Source organism: Streptomyces sp. NPDC007929, assembly GCF_042959065.1.
Classification (GTDB): domain Bacteria; phylum Actinomycetota; class Actinomycetes; order Streptomycetales; family Streptomycetaceae; genus Streptomyces.
Map to the genome: position 1 here is coordinate 827,130 of NZ_JBIBKD010000001.1, position 18,191 is coordinate 845,320.

The window sequence follows — 18,191 nt, forward strand, 5'->3', positions numbered from 1 at the left end:
GGGGCACGACCGGAACGGGGGACCGGTCGCGCTCCCGCGCGCGGCTCTGCCGGGCGGCGCGCCCCCAGGGGCGTCAGCCCCGCAGCCGCACCGGGATCTCCTGCCAGCCGAACGCGATGAACGACGGCACCTGCCGCAGGCCCCCGTCACCCTCGGCCAGACTCAGGCCGGGGAACCGGTCGAACAGCGCGGGCAACGCCGTGAGGGCCTCCAGCCGGGCCAGCGGCGCCCCGATGCAGCGGTGGACGCCGATCCCGAACGACAGATGGTCCTCGCGGGCGCGCGCGGCGTCGAACCGGTCGGCGTCCGGCCCGTAGTGCTCGGGGTCGAGCCCGGCGGCGGCGTACGTGGTGATGATGGCGTCGCCCGCCGGGATCGTGACGCCCCCGACGGTGAGGTCCTCGACGGCGAACCGCAGCGGCAGCGACGCGATCGACGGGTGGACGCGCAGCGTCTCGTCCACCACGGCGTCCCAGCCGATCTCCCCGGCGCGCACCGCCGCCAGCTGCTCGGGGCGGCGCAACAGGGCCACGGTCGCGTTGCCTATGAGGTTCACGGTCGTCTCGAACCCGGCGCCGATCACCAGCAGCAGCGTGTACAGCAGCTCCTCGTCGCTCAGCCGGTCTCCGTCCTCGTCGCGCACCCGGATCAGCTCGGTGGTGATGTCGTCCCCCGGGTGCTCGGCCCGGTGGGCGATCAGCGCGGGCAGCACCGTCCCGATCTGCCGTTGCACCGACTCCGCGTGCTCCGGGCTGGTGTCGGTGGTGTCCATGATGTCCGCGATGAGCCGCGCGGTGTCCTCCCACAACGCGTCCGGCACACCCATCAGTTCGCAGATCATCCGCATCGGCAGCGGGTGGGCCAGGCCCGCCTTCACGTCCACGACCTCGCCGTCGGCGGTCTCCAGCGCGGCCAGCAGCTCAGAGGTGATCGCCTCCACCCGGGGCCGCATCGCCTCGGTGCGCCGGTGCGTGAAGCTGGGCGCGACCAGCTTGCGCAGCCGGGTGTGGTCCGGGCCGTAGGTGGAGAGCATGTTGACCACGCCGACCCAGCCGAGGATCCAGGCCCAGGAGGGGTGTGTGCCGATCTCGGGCCACAGCCGCCAGTGCAGCCGCGGGTCCTTGCTGACCCGGGGGTCGAGGATGAGCTCCTTGAGCGTGTCGTAGCGCGTGGCCGCCCAGGCGGGGATGCCCCCGGGCAGCTCCACCGGCACGATCGGGCCGAGAGCGCGCAACCGGGCGCTCTCGGCGGCGATGTCGGCGCCGAACGGGTCCAGAGCGATGCGGTCGGTGACGGTCACGGTCGTCCTCCTGGCTGGTCGGGGGAGCGGGGGCTGAAGCGGACGGGCAGCGCCGTCAGCGAGCGGTGGAACGGGCCGGGCCGCCACGTCAGGCGCTCGCGGGGCAGGACGGGTTCGAGGTCGGGCAGCCACTGGGTGAGCCGTTCGATCGCCTCGGTGGCGATGAGCAACGTGTGCTGTTTGACCGGACAGGCGTGCGGGCCCGCCGACCAGGACAGGTGCGAGGCGTCCGACGGGTGGCGGTCCGCGCCGCGCTCCTGCTCGGCGGCCTGCGCGAGCGCCCCGTAGGAGATCACCACCGGCACCGCGGCCCTGATCCACACGCCGTGGAAGGTGACGGGCGTACGGGCGTAGTGGATGCCGTAGTTGGCGAGCGGCGTCTCGTGGTGCAGGACCTCCAGCACGGCGTCCGTCACGGGGCGGGCGCCGCTGGTCAGCGTCGAGTAGTAGGCCGGGTTGCCGAGGATCCGGGAGAGCGCGTTGGACACCAGGTTGGCCGTCGGCTCGTGGCCCGCGCCGAGGGTGAGGAACACCTGCCAGGTGACCTCCTCGGGGGTCAGCCCCGCCGGGTGGTCCAGCAGCCAGCTCGGCAGGTCCTCGCCCCGCTGCTCGCTCTTGGCGGCGATCAGCTCCAGCACGTACCCGCCGAACTCGGCCTCGCCCTCGGCCGCCTGGGCGCCGCCCTCGATCAGCTTGCCCAGGGCGGCGTCGAGCCGGTCGCTCGCGCTGTCCGGCAGCCCAAACAGGCTGTTGAACACCAGCGCCATCAGCGGCCGGGTGAAGTCGCCCACCAGGTCGGCCTCGCCGCGCGGCCCGATCCGGCTCACCAGCAGGTGCACCGCCCGGTGCACGCGGGCCCGCAGATCATGCGGCTCGACCAGGTCGAAGGCGTCGATCAGCGAGGTGCGGTAGCGCAGATGGGCGCCGCCGTCCGCGAACAGGGTGTTGGGCCGCCAGCGCATCATGCCCAGGACCGGTGAGTCGTCGGGCACGGTCGCCTGCCACGGCCGGGGGTCGTGCGAGAACGTCTCCGTGTCGTGCAGCAGTTCCAGCGCCGCCCGCCGGTCGGTGACGACGTACGCCAGGACGCCGGGGGCGAGTTCCGCCCAGCCGACCGGGCCGTGGGCGCGCAGGGCGGCGTAGTAGGAGTTCGGGTCGCGGGCGAAGCCGTCCTCCCACAGGCGGACGGGCGCCGCGAGGGAGAAGGCCTGCTCGGCGGGGGACGGGTGGGTCACCGGGGCTCCGGGGGGTGGTGGTCGATCAGGTGCTGCACCAGCGCGAGCAGGGCGTCGATCGAGGAGTTCGCCTCCCGCGCGTCGCAGATCACCATCGGGGTCGTGGGCTCCAGGTCGAGGGCGGCGCGCAACTGCTCGGGCGTGTGGTGGCGGGGCGCGTCCGGGAAGGTGTTGAAGGCGACCGCGTACGGCAGCCCCGTCTCCTCCACCAGCCCCAGCACGTCGAACGAGGCGTCGATCCGGCGGGCGTCCACCAGGACGAGCGCGCCGAGCGCCCCGTAGGCGATGTCGTCCCACAGCGACCGGAACCGCTCCTGGCCGGGCGTGCCGAACAGGTACAGCACGACGTCGCCCGGCAGGCTGATCCGGCCGAAGTCGATGGCGACCGTGGTGGTCGACTTGTCCCGCACACCGGCGAGGTCGTCGACCTGCGCGGACGCCTCGGTGAGCTGCTCCTCCGTGTGCAGCGGACGGATCTCGGAGACCGAGCGGATCAGGGTGGTCTTGCCCACCCCGAACGGCCCGGTGACCAGGATCTTCACCAAGTCCTGGGCGGTGTCGGGAAGATGGACGTCCCTTGCGCCGGGAAGGTCGTCAACGGTGCTTGAGGTCGCGGAGGCCATTGGCCACTCTCTTCAGCAGGTCGGGGTCGAAGCGCCGGGCGGGCGGGATCGGCGCGCGGGCCAGTACCAGATCGCGGTCGAGGAGGTCGGCGGCCAGCACGAGCACCGCGGAGACCGGCAGCCGCAGCAGGGCCGCGGCCTCCTGCACCGTCAGCGACCCGTACTCCAGCTCCTCCAGCAGCGCCGCCTGGGCGGCGGGCAGTTCCGCCGGGGCCTGTTCACCGCTGCCGGTGAGGACCGACAGCCGCTCCAGATGGGCACGGCTGGGCCGCGCCACCCCGCCGGTCGACAGGTACGCGGGAACCAGGGGCCGGCCGCTTCGGCGGCCGGTCATGCCGGTGTGTCGCCGTCGGCACCTCGGGGCCCGGCGGCCATGGCCTTCTCGCCCAGCCGCGCCACCTGCGAGTGCACCCGGTGGGCGAGCAGGTCCAGGCGCACCTCGGGGTCGCCGTAGGCGGCGACGCAGGTGCCGTGGTCCGTCGGCACGATGAGCACATAGCCGTGGTCCGACTCGATGACGACCTGCCGGATGTCGGCCCGGTCGGTGTCGGCGAACGCCGCCGCCGCGGTACGGCAGGCGCCCTGCACGGTGCTGGTGATGGCCGCGACCCGCTCGGCCGACGGCCGGGACAGCGCGTCGGTGTAGCCCGTGACGAGCCCGTCCCGGGTGAGCAGGACGGCGGCCACGACGTGCGGCACCTCCAGGACCGGTTCGAGCACCCATGCCGTGTCCCCCGCTGCGCGGCTGGTCATCGAGCCGTTCCCCCTTCGTGGTCGTTGCTGTCGGTGTCCTCGGGCGTCCCGTCGGCCGTGGTCGCGACCGGGGCACCGTCTGATACGGCTGGGACGGCTGTGGTGTTCGGTGCGGCGGCGGTACGGGCCGCGGCGGTGCCGGACTGGAGGGCGCCGAGGGCGGCGGCGGACTCCTCGGGGCGGCGGGGGCGGCGCTGGGGCGCGGCGTCGGCGGCGGGGCGGTGCGGCGTCGCGGGTTCGGCCGGGGCGGGACCGGCGGGGCTCGTCGCGCGGCCTCGGCGCCGCCGCTGGGGGAGGCCGCCGCTCTCGCGCGGGCCGTGGTGACCGGGGAGCGGTGAGTCGTCGCCGGACGCGTGCTCGGAGCCGTAGTCGTGGTCGTCGCCGTGCCCGGGGCGCGGGTCGTCCTCGTGGCGCTGCTCGTGCTCGTGGCTCGGGGGAGTGGTGGCGGGGGTGGGGAGCGGGTCGGGGTTCCCGGGCTCGGCGGGCTGCTGGGAGCCGTCGGACGCGACGGCGGCTGCGGCCGGGGCGGGTGCGGGCTCGTGCGGCGGCGCGGCGTCGGGTGCCCGGGTCGGGCCGGTGCCGCTGCCGGAGGCCCGTATCGCCTTGCGGGTGGTACGCGGGGCGCTGGCCGCCGGCGGCAGTTCCTCGGGGTCGATGCGGGTGAGCAGGTGGCTGTCGACCCGCAGTACCGCTCGCACCCCGCCGTACGGCGACGGGGACGACACGTCCACGGACAGATCGAACTGCCGGGTCAGCTGGCCGATCGCCGCGAGACCCATGCGCGGCGGATCCCCGAGCTCGGTCAGCAGGATCGGATCCGAACCGGCGACCATCCGCTGGGCCCGGGCCCGTTCGTCGTGCGTCATGCCCAGACCGGCGTCGTCCACGGTGACACAGACCCCGTGGTGGACCGCCTCCAGATTGACCACGACGTCCGTGTCGGGCGCGGAGTGCCGCAGCGCGTTGTCGAGCAGCTCGGCGACGATGATGGCGACCGGCTCGACGGCGTGGGAGACCAGGGCCGTACCGGCGTCCAGGTGGTTGCTGACCCGGACGCGCCGGTAGCCCGCGAGCCGGGCCTGGCCGCCCGTGACCGCGTCCACCAGATGGGACTCCTCCCGGGCGAGTCCCACCCAGGCCCCGCACACCACGGCGGCGATCTGCGCACGGCGCAGCGACTGCTCGTTCTCGTGGTCCAGCTCGAACAGGGTCTGCGCCAACTCGGGATCGTCGTAGCGCTGTTGCAGTCCGCGCAGGGCGTCCTGCAGCCGGTACAGGGCCGCCTGGATCTCCCGGGTGGCCCCGCGCATCCCGGCCTGCGCCGCCGCGTCGATCCGGGTGCGCTGCGCGGCCAGCTCGGCGTGCAGCCCGTTCAGCACCTGATCCAGGGCCAGACCCAGGGGCGCGCCCGCCAGTTGCGGGTTCAGCGGGCCCGGCACGGTGACGTGGGGATGCGCGGTCCGCCGGGCCGCGGCGGGCAGTCGGCGCGCCGCCAGATGCTCGACCTCGGAGGTGAACGTCCGTGAGGTGCCGTCGAGTTGCGCCCGCAGTGCGGCCGTCTTGGCGCGCTGCGCGGCCAGGTGCCGTCGTGAGCGCAACAGCCCGCCGCCGAGGGCGAACGCGGACAGTGTGCCGAGGGCGAGGGCGCCGACGGCCAGGTCCGGTACTTCGATCATCGAGTCGATTCCAGGAGGGAGTCGGGCAGGGCGGGATCGGAGGGGCTCTGGCGAACCACCCGCAGCACAGTACACACCGTCATCGACCGGTCTCGCACGGTGGAGTGCCACTTCGTTCCGAAAGTGATCGGGGTCTGTGGGCTTCCGGGGCAACTGTCTGAATTGCCGTACAGGAGGCGGGACTTGACGGTGCGTCTGGGTCTGACCGCCCGGTCCGGCGCCGTACGGGTGGTCGCCGTATGGGATGGGCGCGGGCTGTGTGCCTCGTCCCGACAGGCCCGGACGCGTGAAGGATCCGGGCCTTCCGCTGGTCTCAGAGGCGGAAGACCTCGCCGACCCGCCGGGTGAGTTCGTCCGTCGTCATCGTGCCGTCCACGGTGATGGCCGGCAGTCCCCGGCGCGCGGTCTCCTCGCGCAGCCGCCGCGTGAACAGCGCGTCCCGTGCGGCGAGGTTCCGATCGGCCCGCGCGGGGTCACGGGTCCGCCGCGTGAACCCGCCCTCCGGAGTGGCACGGCTGGTGAACGCGAGCCGGCGGAATCGAGGGGTGGGAAGCAACCAGACGGCGTGCCCGGGGCCGTCGAGCAGCGGCTCCACCAGGTGGGGCAGCAGGCGGAACCCCTCGACGACGACGGGCGTCCGCCCCGGCATCCGCGCGAGATCCTCGACGATCAGCTCGAAGGCCTCGCCCCGGAACCAGTGAAACGTCTCGAGCATGGTCCCGGGCGACCGGTCGACCCACCGTTCGTCCATGTCCATGGCCATGAACGCGTGCAGGAACGGCGCCTCGTCGGCGGTGGTCCGGCGCGCGTGGTCGGCCATCACGTCGTCGGTCGAGTAGCGGCGCCAGCCGTACCGGTCGGCCAGGCGGCGGGCGATCGTGGACTTGCCCGCGCCGCTGCCGCCGCCGATCCAGTAGACGTTCCGTATGGCGCTCCTCCTGCCGTTATCGCTCCCGGATGCCACGATGCCGGCTCTCACCCTGCCATCCCCTGACATGTGAGTGACTCGGCGCCTCCGGGTACCCGGCCCGTCCCGCCAGGACCGGCCGGGCGCCGCGCGCGGCACCGACCCCGGTCGGCAGCGGCCCCGAGCCGAAGGAGCCCACCCCTATGACGGACGTATCCGGTACCGGCCCCGCACCGGGCGACGAACGCGAGGTACTGACCAACCGCCAGGGCCATCCGGTCCACGACAACCAGAACCAGCGCACCGTCGGCGCCCGCGGCCCGGCCACGCTGGAGAACTACCAGTTCCTCGAGAAGATCAGCCACTTCGACCGGGAACGCATCCCCGAACGCGTCGTGCACGCCCGCGGTGTCCTGGCATACGGGCACTTCGAGGCGTACGGCACCTGGGGCGACGAGCCGATCAGCCGCTACACCCGGGCGAAGCTGTTCCAGGAACGGGGCAAGCGAACGGATGTCGCCGTCCGCTTCTCCACCGTGATCGGCGGCCGCGACTCCTCGGAGGCCGCCCGCGACCCGCGTGGTTTCGCCGTCAAGTTCTACACCGAGGACGGCAACTGGGACCTCGTCGGCAACAACCTGGGCGTCTTCTTCATCCGCGACGCCATCAAGTTCCCGGACGTCATCCACGCCCTCAAGCCGGACCCGGTGACCTTCGAGCAGCAGCCGAACCGCATCTTCGACTTCATGTCGCAGACGCCCGAGGCCATGCACATGCTGGTCAACCTGTTCAGCCCGCGCGGCATCCCCGCCGACTACCGCCATATGCAGGGCTTCGGCGTCAACACGTACAAATGGGTGAACGCCGAGGGCGAGACCAAGCTGGTCAAGTACCACTGGATGCCCAAACAGGGCGTGCGCAGCATGACCGAGGAGGACGCGGCCAACGTCCAGGCCGACACCCTCGGCCACGCCACCAAGGACCTGTACGAGGCCGTCGCCCGCGGTGACCACCCGGAGTGGGAGCTGCTCGTCCAGATGATGGACGACCACGACCACCCCGAGCTCGACTTCGACCCGCTGGACGACACCAAGACCTGGCCCGAGCAGGACTTCCCGCCCCTGCCTGTGGGCCGGATGGTGCTCGACCGGATGCCGAAGGACTTCTTCGCCGAGAACGAGCAGATCTCCTTCGGTACCGGCGTCCTCGTCGACGGCCTGGACTTCTCCGACGACAAGATGCTCGTCGGCCGCACCTTCTCCTACAGCGACACCCAGCGCTACCGGGTCGGCCCGAACTACCTCCAGCTCCCCGTCAACCAGGCCAGGAACGCGGCCGTGCGCACCAACCAGCGCGACGGCCAGATGGCCCACTACGTGGACGGCGGTGGCGAGAACCCCCAGGTCAACTACGAGCCGTCCATCAACGGTGGCCTGCGCGAGGCCCGCTACCCGACCCTCGACGAGCAGGGCCCCGAGATCCACGGCCGGCTGACCCGTGCGCGCATCCCCCGCACCAACGACTACCTCCAGGCCGGTCAGCGCTACCAGCTGCTGGAGGACTGGGAGCGTGAAGACCTGGTGAGGAACCTCATCGGTCAACTCTCCGGGTGCGACCGGCCGATCCAGGAGCGCATGGTCTGGCACTTCCTCCTGGCCGACAACGACCTCGGCCTGCGGGTCGGGGAGGGTCTGGGCATCACACCGGAGGACGTCGCCTCCCTGCAACCGCTGGCGAGCCAGGACCTCACGGACGACGACCGGGAACGCCTGGCCGACCTGGGCAACAACAAGCCGCGCGACGTGGAGGGCCTCACCATGACCCACTGCGTCCCCGACACACGGCACGTCGTCACGCGCTGACCCCTCACCCCGCCGACGCCGTACGGGCCACCGCGAGGGCCTGTTCGGCGTAGCCCCGGCCGAACAGCACGGCGTGCACCAGCAGCGGGAAGAGCTGGTGCACGCCGACGCGCTCCGTCCAGCCCCCGGCGAGCGGCGCCTCCTCCTGGTAGCCCTCCAGCACCCGCTCCAGATGCGGGCAGCCGAAGAGGCGCAGCATCGCCAGATCCGTCTCGCGATGCCCGCCGTGCGCGGCTGGGTCGATCAGCCACACCCTCCCGTCCGCCGCCCACAGCACATTGCCGCTCCACAGGTCGCCGTGCAGCCGCGCCGGCGGCTCGGCGGGCCCCGCCAGCTCCGGCAGCCGCTCGCACAGCCGCTCCACCTCGACCGCCTCACCGGCCCGGACGACGCCCTGGTCGACGGCCCGCCGCAGATAGGGCAGCACGCGCTGCTCGGCGTACCAGTGCGGCCAGTCGGTAGCGGGCTCGTTGCGCATCGGGGCGAGCCCGATGAACGCGTCCACCGGCCCGTCCGGCGGCGGCGCGCCGAACGCGGGCGCCCCCGCGGCGTGCAGCGCGGCGAGCTCCCGGCCGAACCGCACCGCCGCCCGTGGGTCCGGGCGCCCCGGCGCAACCCGGTCGATGACGAGCCAGCCCTCCTCAACGCCGTGCACCGCCGGCACCCGTACGCTGCCCGCCGCGGCCAGCCAGCGCAGCCCGGCCGCCTCGGCCCGCGCGGCGCCCGGCGTGCCGGACCGTTTCACGACCACGACCCGCCCGTCGTCCAGGGCGACTTCGGCGAGCGCCCCCGACAGCGCACTGACATCCCTGACGGCCCGGCCGGTGAGCCGGGCCACGACCTCCGCACGGGCGGTCATACGCACTCCCTCTCAGCGCCGTGCCGACCGGCACCCACCGTACGACGGCGACCGGTTCCCGCTGCGGCGGACGTTCACCACGCGCCGGTCACGCGGGGCGGTGAAATCCCGCCGAGGGCCGACAGAACCGGTCACCGCCGGGGAAGCAGTGGGGCATGACGAGTTCACCGTTCCAGCGCACCATCGCCCTGCCCGCCCCCGTGTGCGAACAGGCCGCACAGCATCTGGAGCAGGCCGCGCACCGGGCCATCGACGGCGTCGCGATCCCCCTGAAGGCGTTCCGCACGGCCGCCGACAACGACTTCACCCTGCCCGTCCCGGTCGTCGAGCAGGCGGCGGCCTGCCTGCTGGTCCTCGCCACCGAGACCGCCCAGAGCGTCCCCCCGTCCGCCCTGCGTGCCACCATCAGCGTCGCGCTGCGGCTGCGCGACGCCGTGCAACTGGCCCACCAACCCGCCCTCAGCAGCAGGTTCTGGTGAGCCGGGGCCCGTTCGTCAGGTTCCGCGGAAGGCGACCACGACCTGCTTGTGGCGCAACCCCTCCAGCGTGGCGTGCTGCCGCCCGGCGCGTTCGATGAGGTCGTCGAGCTGCCGCGGGTCGAGCCGGGTGTCCGTGGCGGCCAGGTCGCGGAGCGTCTCCCAGCCCGCCAGCTTGCCCTCCACCCCCAGCGCCAGCGCCTCCAGCTCCCACAGCGTGCTCAGCGGAGAGCGCCGAACCAGGGCGCCGTTGCTCTTCAGCCGTCCCACCTGCTCGGCGGCGCGGCCCGCGTAGACCTTGTAGCGGCGCACCGGCACGTCCAGGCGCCGCATGATGTGCAGCAGGCTCGTCCGGTCCTCGGCGATCCCGGCGGCGACCGGGGCCAGCGCGTCGGCGAGCGCCGTACCACCGCACGACCGCAGCAGATGGCGTACCCGGGCGGTCGCGGCGGTGGCACCGGCGAGATGGTCGTTGAGGTAGATGCCGAGCAGGGACGTGTCGGTGGCCGGGGCACGCCGGGCGTCCGGGGAATCCGCTCGCTGTTCCGTCATGACGCAGCTCCTGTCGTACTCCGGTCCTGCCCCACGGCCACCGTCGTGGTGATCCGTACGAGGCAGGGACGGCGGGGAGTCGAGCCGGTTCCGAAGCGCACCGGGGGCTCGACCGGGGCGAGGGCGCCGAGGCTGTCGCCCCGGTAGGTGGCGGTGGCCGAGGTGACCGGGTGCAGGTCCCGGGCGCCGTACCACTGGTGCCGTCCGGCCCGGGCGCCGGCGTGGGTGTGCGATCCCAGCAGCAGACGGGCGGGCCGGTCCCACAGCGCGATCCAGCCCGGGCGGGCGGCGAGCGCGCCAGGGACCGCCCGCAGCGCGAGGCCCGGCAGGCCCCGGCGGCCGGTGGCGAACCGCAGGTGGAGCGGCGGGGCGGTGACCGTCCAGTACCGGCGGCCGCAGACCCGCACCTCGACCGGTACGAGGCGCACCTCGTCGAAGACGTAGGTACCGGCGACGAAGTCGGCCGTCTCGCGCGTCGGCGCCAGCAGCGTCCGGTGTCCGTCGGCCGCCTCGACCATCACGTCGCTGAACGGCCCGAGCGGCGAGCGCGGCCAGTGGCCGAGCACCACACGGACGCCGGACGCCGTGCCGATCCCGGCGATCCAGCCGTCGAAACGCAGCGCCCGGACTGGCGCCCGGCCGTCCGCGCGCGCGGCCGGACCTGCGGATTCGGGTCGGTGAGAGAGCACGCGGGCCGGGTGCCCGGCGCCCCTGCGGCGAAACGGCCGCCGCGCGCAGGCACCCGGGCCGACCCGCGACACCGCCCAGGAGGACGGGCTCGCGGCCCCGGGCGGCCGAGGCCGAGGGGCGCCGTGCTGCCGCCCGCGGGTCGGCCCGGGTCGGCGTACGGCCGACGGCTCTCGGCGAGGCGATACGGCACGGCACGCCGCCGACCCGGCTCCGCCGAAAACGCCGGGTCCGGCCCCAGGCCCGGCTGGTGGAGAGGACCGGGGCCTGTCCCGGGCCGGGTTCCGTGGAGGGCGCCGGGGTCCGTCTCCGGCGCGGTTGCGTCGAGAGCCCCGGGGTCCGTCCCGGTCCGGTTGCGTCGAGTGCTCCGGGGTGCGTCCCGGTCCGGTTGCGTCGAGAGCGCCGGGGCCGGTTCCAGGCCTGGCTGGTGGGGAGGGCTGGGGCCTGTCCCCGGGCGGCGGTCTATGGGAGGTGTCGGGGTCCGTCTGGGGCGCGGTTGCGTCGAGTGCTCCGGTGTCCGTCCCTCGTCCGGTTGCGGCGAGTGCTCCGGGGTGCGTCGCGGTCCGGTTGCGTCGAGAGCGGCGGGGCCGGTTCCAGGCCTGGCTGGTGGAGAGGGCTGGGGGCAGTCCCCGGGCAGGGGTTCGTGGAGGGTGCCGGGGTCCGTCCGTCTCCGGCGCGGTTGCGGTGAGAGCCCCGGGTCCGTCCCCGGTCCGGTTCCGGTCAGAGTGCGGGATCCGTCCCGGCCCGGCTGCGCCGAAGGAGCCGGGGTGCGTCCCCGGCCCGGCTGCGTCGGGAATGCCGGGGTCCGTCTCCGGCGCGGTTCCGGTGAGAGCCCCGGGGTGCGTCCCCGGTCCGGTTGCGTCGAGAACCCGGGATCCGCCTCGGCCCGGGGCCGTCGGGAGCGCCCGAGCCCGTCCTAGCCGGGCGGCGATGTGGCCGAGGCCACGTTCTGGACGAGGTCCTCGTCACGTCCGGGGGCGGGAAGGGGCGGTTACCGTCTACGACCAGATCCCCGCCCCTTTCCCCCCGGACGGCCCGGCAGTGCACGCAGATCTCTCCCCTGTCATCGCGGCGACCGCCCAGTGGCTGACCCGCGCCTTCCCCGCCTCCGGCGGTGCGCTGGCCTGCGCCCTGTGCGAGGTCCAGGCCCAGCAGGCCGTGACGGTCGCGGCCTGGCTCAGGTACCCGACGGCGATGGACGCCGCGCTCCTCTGCGTCTCCGGTCCCGGCGGCTCCGGGCGGCTCGACTGGGTCACCGGCGCCGACGCGGCCCTCGGCGACGACCCGGACGCGCACGCCTGGCGCACCTGGGTGGACGAGGTCGTGGCCAGCTGGGCGGCCTGCCTGCTCACCGACCCGGAGCTGGCGGCCCGGGCCGTGGCCGCCCTCGCCGACGGCAGCCACAGCACCGGCACCCGGGCCGAGTTCCGCCGGCTCGTCGACCCCGACGACAGCGACCGGAACGCCGCCGCCCTGCTGCGCCACCCCGATCTGCTCGCCCCCGTCGCCGATCTGCACCAGGCCCAGCTCCTCGACCGGCTGAACCCGGGCCGCACGCTGATCGCCTGACTCCCACCGCGCGACCACGCCCGACCCGGCGCCTCTCACCCTCCGTGACTCACCGGTTTGCCGTACGCGACCGTGCCCTGCCCGCGCGGCGGGCGGAGGCTGAGCGTGGCTCGACGGCCCTCGGGCCCGTGTTCGCCGGCCCGGGGCGGCAGTCGTGCCGCGCCGCCGACGGAGGAGAGCCGACATGACCACCGCCCCCTCGCACAGCTGGGAACACGCCGTCGTCACCGGCGGCGCCGGGTTCCTCGGCTCCCACCTGTGCGCCGCGCTGCTGGGCGCGGGCGCGGCCGTCACCTGTGTGGACGACTTCAGCAGCGGACGGCCCGAGAACATCTCGCCGCTGCTCGAACAGCCCGGCTTCACCCTCGTCCAGGCCGACGTCGCCGAAGAACTGCGCCTCAAACGAACACCGGACCTCGTCCTGCACTTCGCCTCGCCCGAGTCCCCGGCGGACTACCTGCGCCTGCCGTTGCACACCCTGGAGACCGGCAGCACCGGCACCCGCAACGCCCTGAACCTCGCGCACGCCGCCGGCGCCCGCTTCGTCCTCGCCTCGTCCTCCGGGGTCTACGGCGACCCGCAGCAGAACCCCCAGGACGAGCGCTACCGGGGCAACGCCGACCCGGTCGGCCCGCGCGGCGTCCACGACGAGGCCAAGCGCTTCGGCGAGGCGCTGACCACCGCCCACGCCGACGCACGGGGCACCGACACCTGCATCGTGCGGCTGTTCACCACCTACGGCCCCCGGATGCGCGGCCGGGACGGACGCGCGGTGCCGACCTTCGTACGGCAGGCCCTCGCCGGTGAGCCGCTCACCGTGACCGGCGACGGCCGCCAGACCCGGTCGCTGGCCTACGTCGACGACGCCGTGCGCGGCATCCTGGCCGCCGCCGCCCACGGCATGCCCGGCCCCGTCAACATCGGCAGCCCGACGGAGATCACGATCCTCGACCTGGCCCGCCTGGTCGTCGAACTCGCCGAGTCCTCCTCGGAGATCCGCCACATCGACCGCCCGGCGGACGACCCGGCCGTGTGCTGCCCGGACATCACGCTGGCCCGCGACAAGCTCGGCTGGGAGCCGCAGGTGCGTGCCGAGGAGGGGCTGCGGCGCACCATCGCCTGGTTCCGCGAGGCCGGCACCCAGGACTGACGTCGTGAGACGCACGCCCGCCGGCCCTCCCTGGGCGACGGGCGCGAAACGGGGCCCGTCACCTTCCGGCGACGGACCCCGCACAGCACGCTGACCGGGCTACTCGAACTTGCCCCGGCCGCTCAGCGCGTCACGCAGCCGGTCCACCATCCCCGCGCCCGGAGCCAGGAGCTTGTTCGCCGGAGGCTTGTCGGGGGCGGCCGGGTGCGGCCGGGTCGGGGCGGTCTTCTTCGCCTTGCGCACCTTGTCGCCCAGCTCGTTGAGCGCGTCCATCGGACACGCCTGCCGCAGCCGCGGGAAGAGATTGCCCTCCTCGTCGGCGATGTGCGAGCGGATCTCGCTCATCAGCATGCCCATCAGCCGGTCGAAGTCGGCGTCGCCCGCGTCACAGCCCTCCAGGTCCTTCATGATCTGCTCGGCCGTGGCGTGGTCCTTGAGCTCCTGGTCGGCGAGGGCGTCCCCACCCGCCACGTGCTCGCGTACGGCAGGGTAGAGGTAGGCCTCCTCGGCCACCGAGTGCCGCACGAGTTCCATCGTGACCTGGTCGGCGTACACCTTGCGGTCCTGGTGGCCGGACGGCAGGGCCTCGATCCTGCCGAACATCTCCTCGACCTCGCGGTGATCGGTCACCAGCTCGTCGATGACGTTTCCTCCGTGTCCCATGTCCTTCACCTCCAGCGCTCGGGTCCCCCCGGCCCACGGGGGGTAACGTGCGGTCCAGCCGTCCGGCCGGTGGCCGTACCGGCGGTTCAGCGGGGCAGCTTGGCCCTCAGACGCCCGGCCGTGGCGGCCGGCCGTGCGGTGGCGCGCACGGAGCGGCGCACCAGACCGGCGTCGCGGCGCACACCGCGGGCCGCGTGCGTGCCGCGCCACACCACCGAAGGGCGGGAACCGGTGTCGTCGGCCGCGATCAGCAGCCCGCCGAGCATGGACATGTTCTTGAAGAAGTGGATGCGCTGCTGGGCCCGCTCCTCGGGGTCCTCCGCCTCCCAGAAGCGGTGCCCCGCCAGCGTCGTGGGCACCAGCGTGGCCGCGATGGCCAGCGCGGCCGGGCGCGGCACACGGCCCGTGGCCAGCATCAGCCCCGCGACGACCTGTACGGCGCCACTCAGCCGTACGACCTGTTCGGTGCGGTCCGGCAGCGCCGGGATGCGCTCGGTGACGGGCTGGACGACAGGCTCGGCGGCGTCGGCGACCTGTTTCGGATCGCGGACGGAGCTCATGCCGCCCGCGAGGAACATCGAGGCCAGCATGGGGCGGCCGAGCACACGCAACAGACTCATGGCCCTCTCCAGGGAGTCGGTGGGTACAGCGCTCGACGGGTTCCCCATCCGGAGCCGAACCAGTCACCCCGCCCGGTGCCGTGCCCACGCCGCGTCGCGCAGTTCCCCGGACAGCAGCACGTCGGCGGCGGTGCAGGCGAGCGCCCGGGCCGCGGCGAGCAGTACCTCGCGGGCCCGGGGCGAGGCGGCCGCCTCGGCGAACTCCGGGGTGTGGTCGGAGCCGTGCTCGCCCATGATCGCGACGAACGGGTGGATGGCCGGCACCCGCGTGCTGACGTTGCCGATGTCGGACGAGCCCAGGAACACGCCGGGCGCCGGGGGCGACAGCGCGATGCCGTCCCGGGCCAGATGCGCGGCGAACCGTTCGGACAGCACCTCGCTGTCGCGGAAGTGCTCGTAGCGCACGGTGGCCCGCTCCACCTCGGCGGTGGTGCCGGTGGCCCGGGCCACCCCGTCGGCGCACACCCGCAGCCGCTCCGTCAGGTCCGCCAGCGCGGTCGTCGTCGCCGCGCGCAGCCCGAACAGCCCCTCGGCGTACTCCGGGACGATGTTCGTGGCCGTGCCGCCGTGCGTGACGATGCCCTGCACATGCGAACCCTCCGGCAGTCGGCGGCCCAGCACGGCCAGCACGTTGAACAGCTCCACGAGCGCGGCCAGCGCGTCGACGCCCTCCGTGGGACTGCCGGTGGGGTGGGCGGCCCGGCCGTGGAAGGCCACCCGGTACTGCACCTGCGCGGTCAGCGGCGCCCGTGCCCAGCTGTACACCCCGGGGTGGAACATCAGCGCGGCGTCGACGTCGTCGAACACCCCGGCCTCCACCTCGAGGGCCTTGCCGCCGCCGCCCTCCTCGGCGGGCGTGCCGACCGCCAGCACCGTCCCGGCGGCGGCCTCCGGCACGGCGGCCACCGCCAGGGCGGCGCCCAGTCCGGAGGCCGCGATCAGGTTGTGGCCGCAGGCGTGACCGAGGCCTGGCAGGGCGTCGTACTCCATCAGCAGCGCCACCGCGGGCCGGCCCCGGCCGGAGCGGGCGGTGAACGCCGTCGGCATCCCCGCCACGCCGCGCTCCACGTCGAACCCGGCGTGCTCCAGCTCGCCGGAGAGCAGGGCGGCCGCACGGTGCTCGGCGAAGGCGTGCTCGGGGTCGGCGTGCAGGCGCCGGGCCACCTCCCACAGAGCGCCGGCCCGCGCCGACACCCGTGCGCGGACGGCCCGGTGCACGGCGTCGGTCGTACGGGTCACGGGGCTCCTCGGTACCGGTGCCGGGTCGGCTTCGGGGCGGGGGACGGGCCCCGCCACCGGTGCCGCTTCGTTCCGGCCGGGTTTCACACCCGAGCGCCCTGACACGCCCCGGGCACCATGCCACCCACCGCGTTTCGTCCCGTGCCCGGGGTCAACACGGTCGGTGTACCCGCGGGGGCACGACAGCGTGGACGTCGCGGCGGTGGCTCGCGCGGGCCGGATCCGGGAGGAACCATGGACCACTCGCGCGTGCCCGTGCTGGAGGCGCTGGAGGACTTCCGGCGCCGAGGCGACATCGCCTACGGACCGCCCGGTCACAAGCAGGGCAGGGGAGCGGACCCACGGGTCGCGGAGATCGTCGGCCTCGACGTGTTCCGCTCCGACGTGCTCTCCCTCAACGGACTCGACGACCGCCGCCAGTCACAGGGGGTGCTGAGCCGGGCCCAGGAGCTGATGGCCGACGCGGTCGGCGCCGAACACGCCTTCTTCTCCACCTGCGGCAGCTCCCTGTCCGTGAAGACCGCCATGCTCGCCACGGCCGGTCCGGGGGAGAAGCTGCTGCTGTCGCGCAACGCGCACAAATCCGTCGTGGCGGCCGTCATCGTCAACGGCGTCGAACCGGTCTGGGTGCACCCGAAATTCGACCCCGAGCGCCATCTGGCCCACCCGCCCGAGCCCGAGGACGTCCGCCGGTGCCTGGAGGAACACCCGGACGCCAAGGGCATGCTGCTCATCACGCCCACCGACTGGGGCTCCTGCGCCGACGTCGAGGGGGTGGCCCGGGTGTGTCACGCCTTCGACGTGCCGGTCATCGTCGACGAGGCCTGGGGCGCCCATCTGCCGTTCCATCCCGACCTGCCCGCCTGGGGCATGGACGCCGAGGCCGACCTGGTGGTGACCAGCGTGCACAAGATGGGCGGGGCGGTGGAGCAGAGCTCGGTCTTCCACCTCCAGTACGACCGCGTGTCACCCGAGGCCCTCGCCCAGCGCGAGGACCTGCTCGGCACCACCAGCGCCTCCTCCCTCGTCTACGCCACGCTCGACGGCTGGCGCCGCCAGATGGTCGAACAGGGACATGAACTCCTGGACGGGGCGATCCGCCGTGCCCGTCGCATCCGGGCGGCGGTCGCCGACCTGCCGGGGCTGCGGCCCATGGGGCGGGAGATCGTGGAGGAGGGTCTCGCCGCCGATCTCGATCCGCTCAAGATCGTGATCGACGTCCGCACCCTCGGCATGAGCGGCATGCAGGCCGTGGAGTGGCTGCGCACCCACCGTCACGTGGACGTCGGCGGCTCGGACAGTTGCCGCATCAGCGCCTCCATCACCCACGCGGACGACGACGAGACCGAGGAGGTCCTGCTGGACGCCCTGCGGGCGCTCGTCGAGCACGCGGACTCCGTCGAACGCCGGCCGCCGGTGCGGCTGCCCGACCCGTCGGCGCTGGAGCTGGAGCAGGCCATGCTGCCCCGGGATGCGTTCTTCGCCCCGGTCGAGCATGTGCCCGCCGAGCGGGCGGCGGGCCGGATCGCCGCGGAGACCATCAGCCCCTACCCGCCCGGCGTCCCCGTGGTGGCACCCGGCGAGGTCATCACCGACGCGGTGCTGGACTACCTGCGCAGCGGTGCCGAGCACGGCGTGCTGATCCCGGATGCCGCCGACTCCTCGGTGCGCACCCTGCGCGTGGTGGCACGCGGCGTGGAGGCTCGTGGGTGAGATGTTGAAGAAGTGACTTAAGTGAATTCTGGGAAAGTTGGCATGCTTTGCCCGATATCGGTGATCCGGAAGGTGAAGGTACTCGCTTCCGCTCAAGGAGATGGTGCTATGCCTTCCAAGGAACAGTTCACCGAGGAACTGACCGGCGTCCCGAGTGTCGACATCGAGGCGGCACTCGACCCGATGGAGGTCGACGGCGTCTACCGCGACAGCCGTGAGTGCCTGGGAGCCGCGCTCAACGCCGGCGACTTCAGGCTGGTGCTGTCGCCGCCGACCCCCCGTCCGAAGAAGGGTTGAGGTAGGAGCA

General features: G+C 73.7%; 19 protein-coding genes. 6 read left to right on the top strand and 13 right to left on the bottom strand.

The annotated features are described in order from the left end of the window. Window positions 1-73: 73 nt before the first annotated feature. From ACFZDE_RS03785 to ACFZDE_RS03815, 7 genes are all read right to left on the bottom strand, one after another. Complete coding sequence (locus tag ACFZDE_RS03785) at window positions 74-1,300, bottom strand: cytochrome P450 (RefSeq protein ID WP_391197065.1); 1,227 nt, start codon at window positions 1,298-1,300, stop codon at window positions 74-76. Continuing rightward, the gene (locus ACFZDE_RS03790) at window positions 1,297-2,535 is read right to left on the bottom strand and encodes a cytochrome P450 (protein WP_391197066.1); all 1,239 of its coding nucleotides are present in this window, start codon (window positions 2,533-2,535) and stop codon (window positions 1,297-1,299) included. Before ACFZDE_RS03790 ends, ACFZDE_RS03785 begins: the two co-directional genes overlap by 4 nt. Next, window positions 2,532-3,158 (bottom strand): ATP/GTP-binding protein, encoded by a 627-nt coding sequence (locus ACFZDE_RS03795; protein ID WP_391197067.1) that lies wholly within the window; start codon window positions 3,156-3,158, stop codon window positions 2,532-2,534. The genes ACFZDE_RS03790 and ACFZDE_RS03795 overlap by 4 nt, the downstream gene beginning before the upstream one ends. Continuing rightward, window positions 3,130-3,492, bottom strand: a complete 363-nt coding sequence (locus tag ACFZDE_RS03800; protein ID WP_391197068.1) for a DUF742 domain-containing protein — start codon at window positions 3,490-3,492, stop codon at window positions 3,130-3,132. Before ACFZDE_RS03800 ends, ACFZDE_RS03795 begins: the two co-directional genes overlap by 29 nt. Further along, the gene (locus ACFZDE_RS03805; protein WP_142166142.1) at window positions 3,489-3,911 is read right to left on the bottom strand and encodes a roadblock/LC7 domain-containing protein; all 423 of its coding nucleotides are present in this window, start codon (window positions 3,909-3,911) and stop codon (window positions 3,489-3,491) included. Before ACFZDE_RS03805 ends, ACFZDE_RS03800 begins: the two co-directional genes overlap by 4 nt. Then, the gene (locus ACFZDE_RS03810) at window positions 3,908-5,587 is read right to left on the bottom strand and encodes an ATP-binding protein (protein WP_391197071.1); all 1,680 of its coding nucleotides are present in this window, start codon (window positions 5,585-5,587) and stop codon (window positions 3,908-3,910) included. The genes ACFZDE_RS03805 and ACFZDE_RS03810 overlap by 4 nt, the downstream gene beginning before the upstream one ends. Window positions 5,588-5,900: 313 nt before the next feature. Then, complete coding sequence (locus ACFZDE_RS03815; protein ID WP_391197073.1) at window positions 5,901-6,551, bottom strand: hypothetical protein; 651 nt, start codon at window positions 6,549-6,551, stop codon at window positions 5,901-5,903. 146 nt (window positions 6,552-6,697) lie between these two features. On the opposite strand from ACFZDE_RS03815, the gene ACFZDE_RS03820 reads away from it, so the two are divergent. After that, a complete protein-coding gene (locus ACFZDE_RS03820; RefSeq protein WP_391197076.1) occupies window positions 6,698-8,356 on the top strand; it encodes a catalase in 1,659 nt (552 codons plus the stop codon). A 4-nt stretch (window positions 8,357-8,360) separates the two neighbouring features. Here ACFZDE_RS03820 and ACFZDE_RS03825 read toward each other — a convergent pair whose 3' ends face one another. Beyond that, window positions 8,361-9,215: a fructosamine kinase family protein gene (locus ACFZDE_RS03825; protein WP_391197078.1), complete on the bottom strand. Its 855-nt coding sequence runs from the start codon at window positions 9,213-9,215 to the stop codon at window positions 8,361-8,363. Window positions 9,216-9,370: 155 nt separating this feature from the next. Between ACFZDE_RS03825 and ACFZDE_RS03830 the strand changes: the two genes are divergently transcribed. Next, window positions 9,371-9,694 carry a hypothetical protein gene (locus tag ACFZDE_RS03830; protein ID WP_390990279.1) on the top strand — a complete coding sequence of 108 codons (324 nt, stop codon included), beginning with the start codon at window positions 9,371-9,373 and terminating at the stop codon, window positions 9,692-9,694. 15 nt (window positions 9,695-9,709) lie between these two features. Here the strand turns inward: ACFZDE_RS03830 and ACFZDE_RS03835 are convergent, their stop codons facing one another. Beyond that, complete coding sequence (locus ACFZDE_RS03835; RefSeq protein WP_390990277.1) at window positions 9,710-10,243, bottom strand: hypothetical protein; 534 nt, start codon at window positions 10,241-10,243, stop codon at window positions 9,710-9,712. Then, window positions 10,240-10,863, bottom strand: a complete 624-nt coding sequence (locus ACFZDE_RS03840; RefSeq protein ID WP_391197464.1) for a hypothetical protein — start codon at window positions 10,861-10,863, stop codon at window positions 10,240-10,242. The genes ACFZDE_RS03835 and ACFZDE_RS03840 overlap by 4 nt, the downstream gene beginning before the upstream one ends. Before the next feature lie 1,108 nt (window positions 10,864-11,971). On the opposite strand from ACFZDE_RS03840, the gene ACFZDE_RS03845 reads away from it, so the two are divergent. Both ACFZDE_RS03845 and ACFZDE_RS03850 read left to right on the top strand, forming a co-directional pair. Next, window positions 11,972-12,499, top strand: a complete 528-nt coding sequence (locus ACFZDE_RS03845) for a hypothetical protein (protein WP_391197080.1) — start codon at window positions 11,972-11,974, stop codon at window positions 12,497-12,499. Window positions 12,500-12,683: 184 nt separating this feature from the next. Continuing rightward, complete coding sequence (locus tag ACFZDE_RS03850; protein ID WP_391197082.1) at window positions 12,684-13,649, top strand: NAD-dependent epimerase/dehydratase family protein; 966 nt, start codon at window positions 12,684-12,686, stop codon at window positions 13,647-13,649. 99 nt (window positions 13,650-13,748) lie between these two features. Here the strand turns inward: ACFZDE_RS03850 and ACFZDE_RS03855 are convergent, their stop codons facing one another. The 3 genes from ACFZDE_RS03855 to ACFZDE_RS03865 all read right to left on the bottom strand — a co-directional run bounded on the left by ACFZDE_RS03855 (window position 13,749) and on the right by ACFZDE_RS03865 (window position 16,171). Further along, window positions 13,749-14,312, bottom strand: a complete 564-nt coding sequence (locus tag ACFZDE_RS03855; protein WP_390990266.1) for a hemerythrin domain-containing protein — start codon at window positions 14,310-14,312, stop codon at window positions 13,749-13,751. Between the two features lie 86 nt (window positions 14,313-14,398). Beyond that, window positions 14,399-14,932, bottom strand: a complete 534-nt coding sequence (locus ACFZDE_RS03860; protein WP_391197084.1) for a DoxX family membrane protein — start codon at window positions 14,930-14,932, stop codon at window positions 14,399-14,401. 63 nt (window positions 14,933-14,995) lie between these two features. Beyond that, window positions 14,996-16,171: an amidohydrolase gene (locus ACFZDE_RS03865; protein ID WP_391197087.1), complete on the bottom strand. Its 1,176-nt coding sequence runs from the start codon at window positions 16,169-16,171 to the stop codon at window positions 14,996-14,998. Window positions 16,172-16,405: 234 nt separating this feature from the next. Between ACFZDE_RS03865 and ACFZDE_RS03870 the strand changes: the two genes are divergently transcribed. Together ACFZDE_RS03870 and ACFZDE_RS03875 are read left to right on the top strand one after the other, a co-directional pair. Next, the gene (locus ACFZDE_RS03870; RefSeq protein ID WP_391197088.1) at window positions 16,406-17,884 is read left to right on the top strand and encodes an aminotransferase class I/II-fold pyridoxal phosphate-dependent enzyme; all 1,479 of its coding nucleotides are present in this window, start codon (window positions 16,406-16,408) and stop codon (window positions 17,882-17,884) included. A gap of 108 nt (window positions 17,885-17,992) precedes the next feature. Further along, the gene (locus tag ACFZDE_RS03875; RefSeq protein WP_390990256.1) at window positions 17,993-18,181 is read left to right on the top strand and encodes a hypothetical protein; all 189 of its coding nucleotides are present in this window, start codon (window positions 17,993-17,995) and stop codon (window positions 18,179-18,181) included. The last annotated feature ends 10 nt before the right edge of the window (window positions 18,182-18,191 follow it).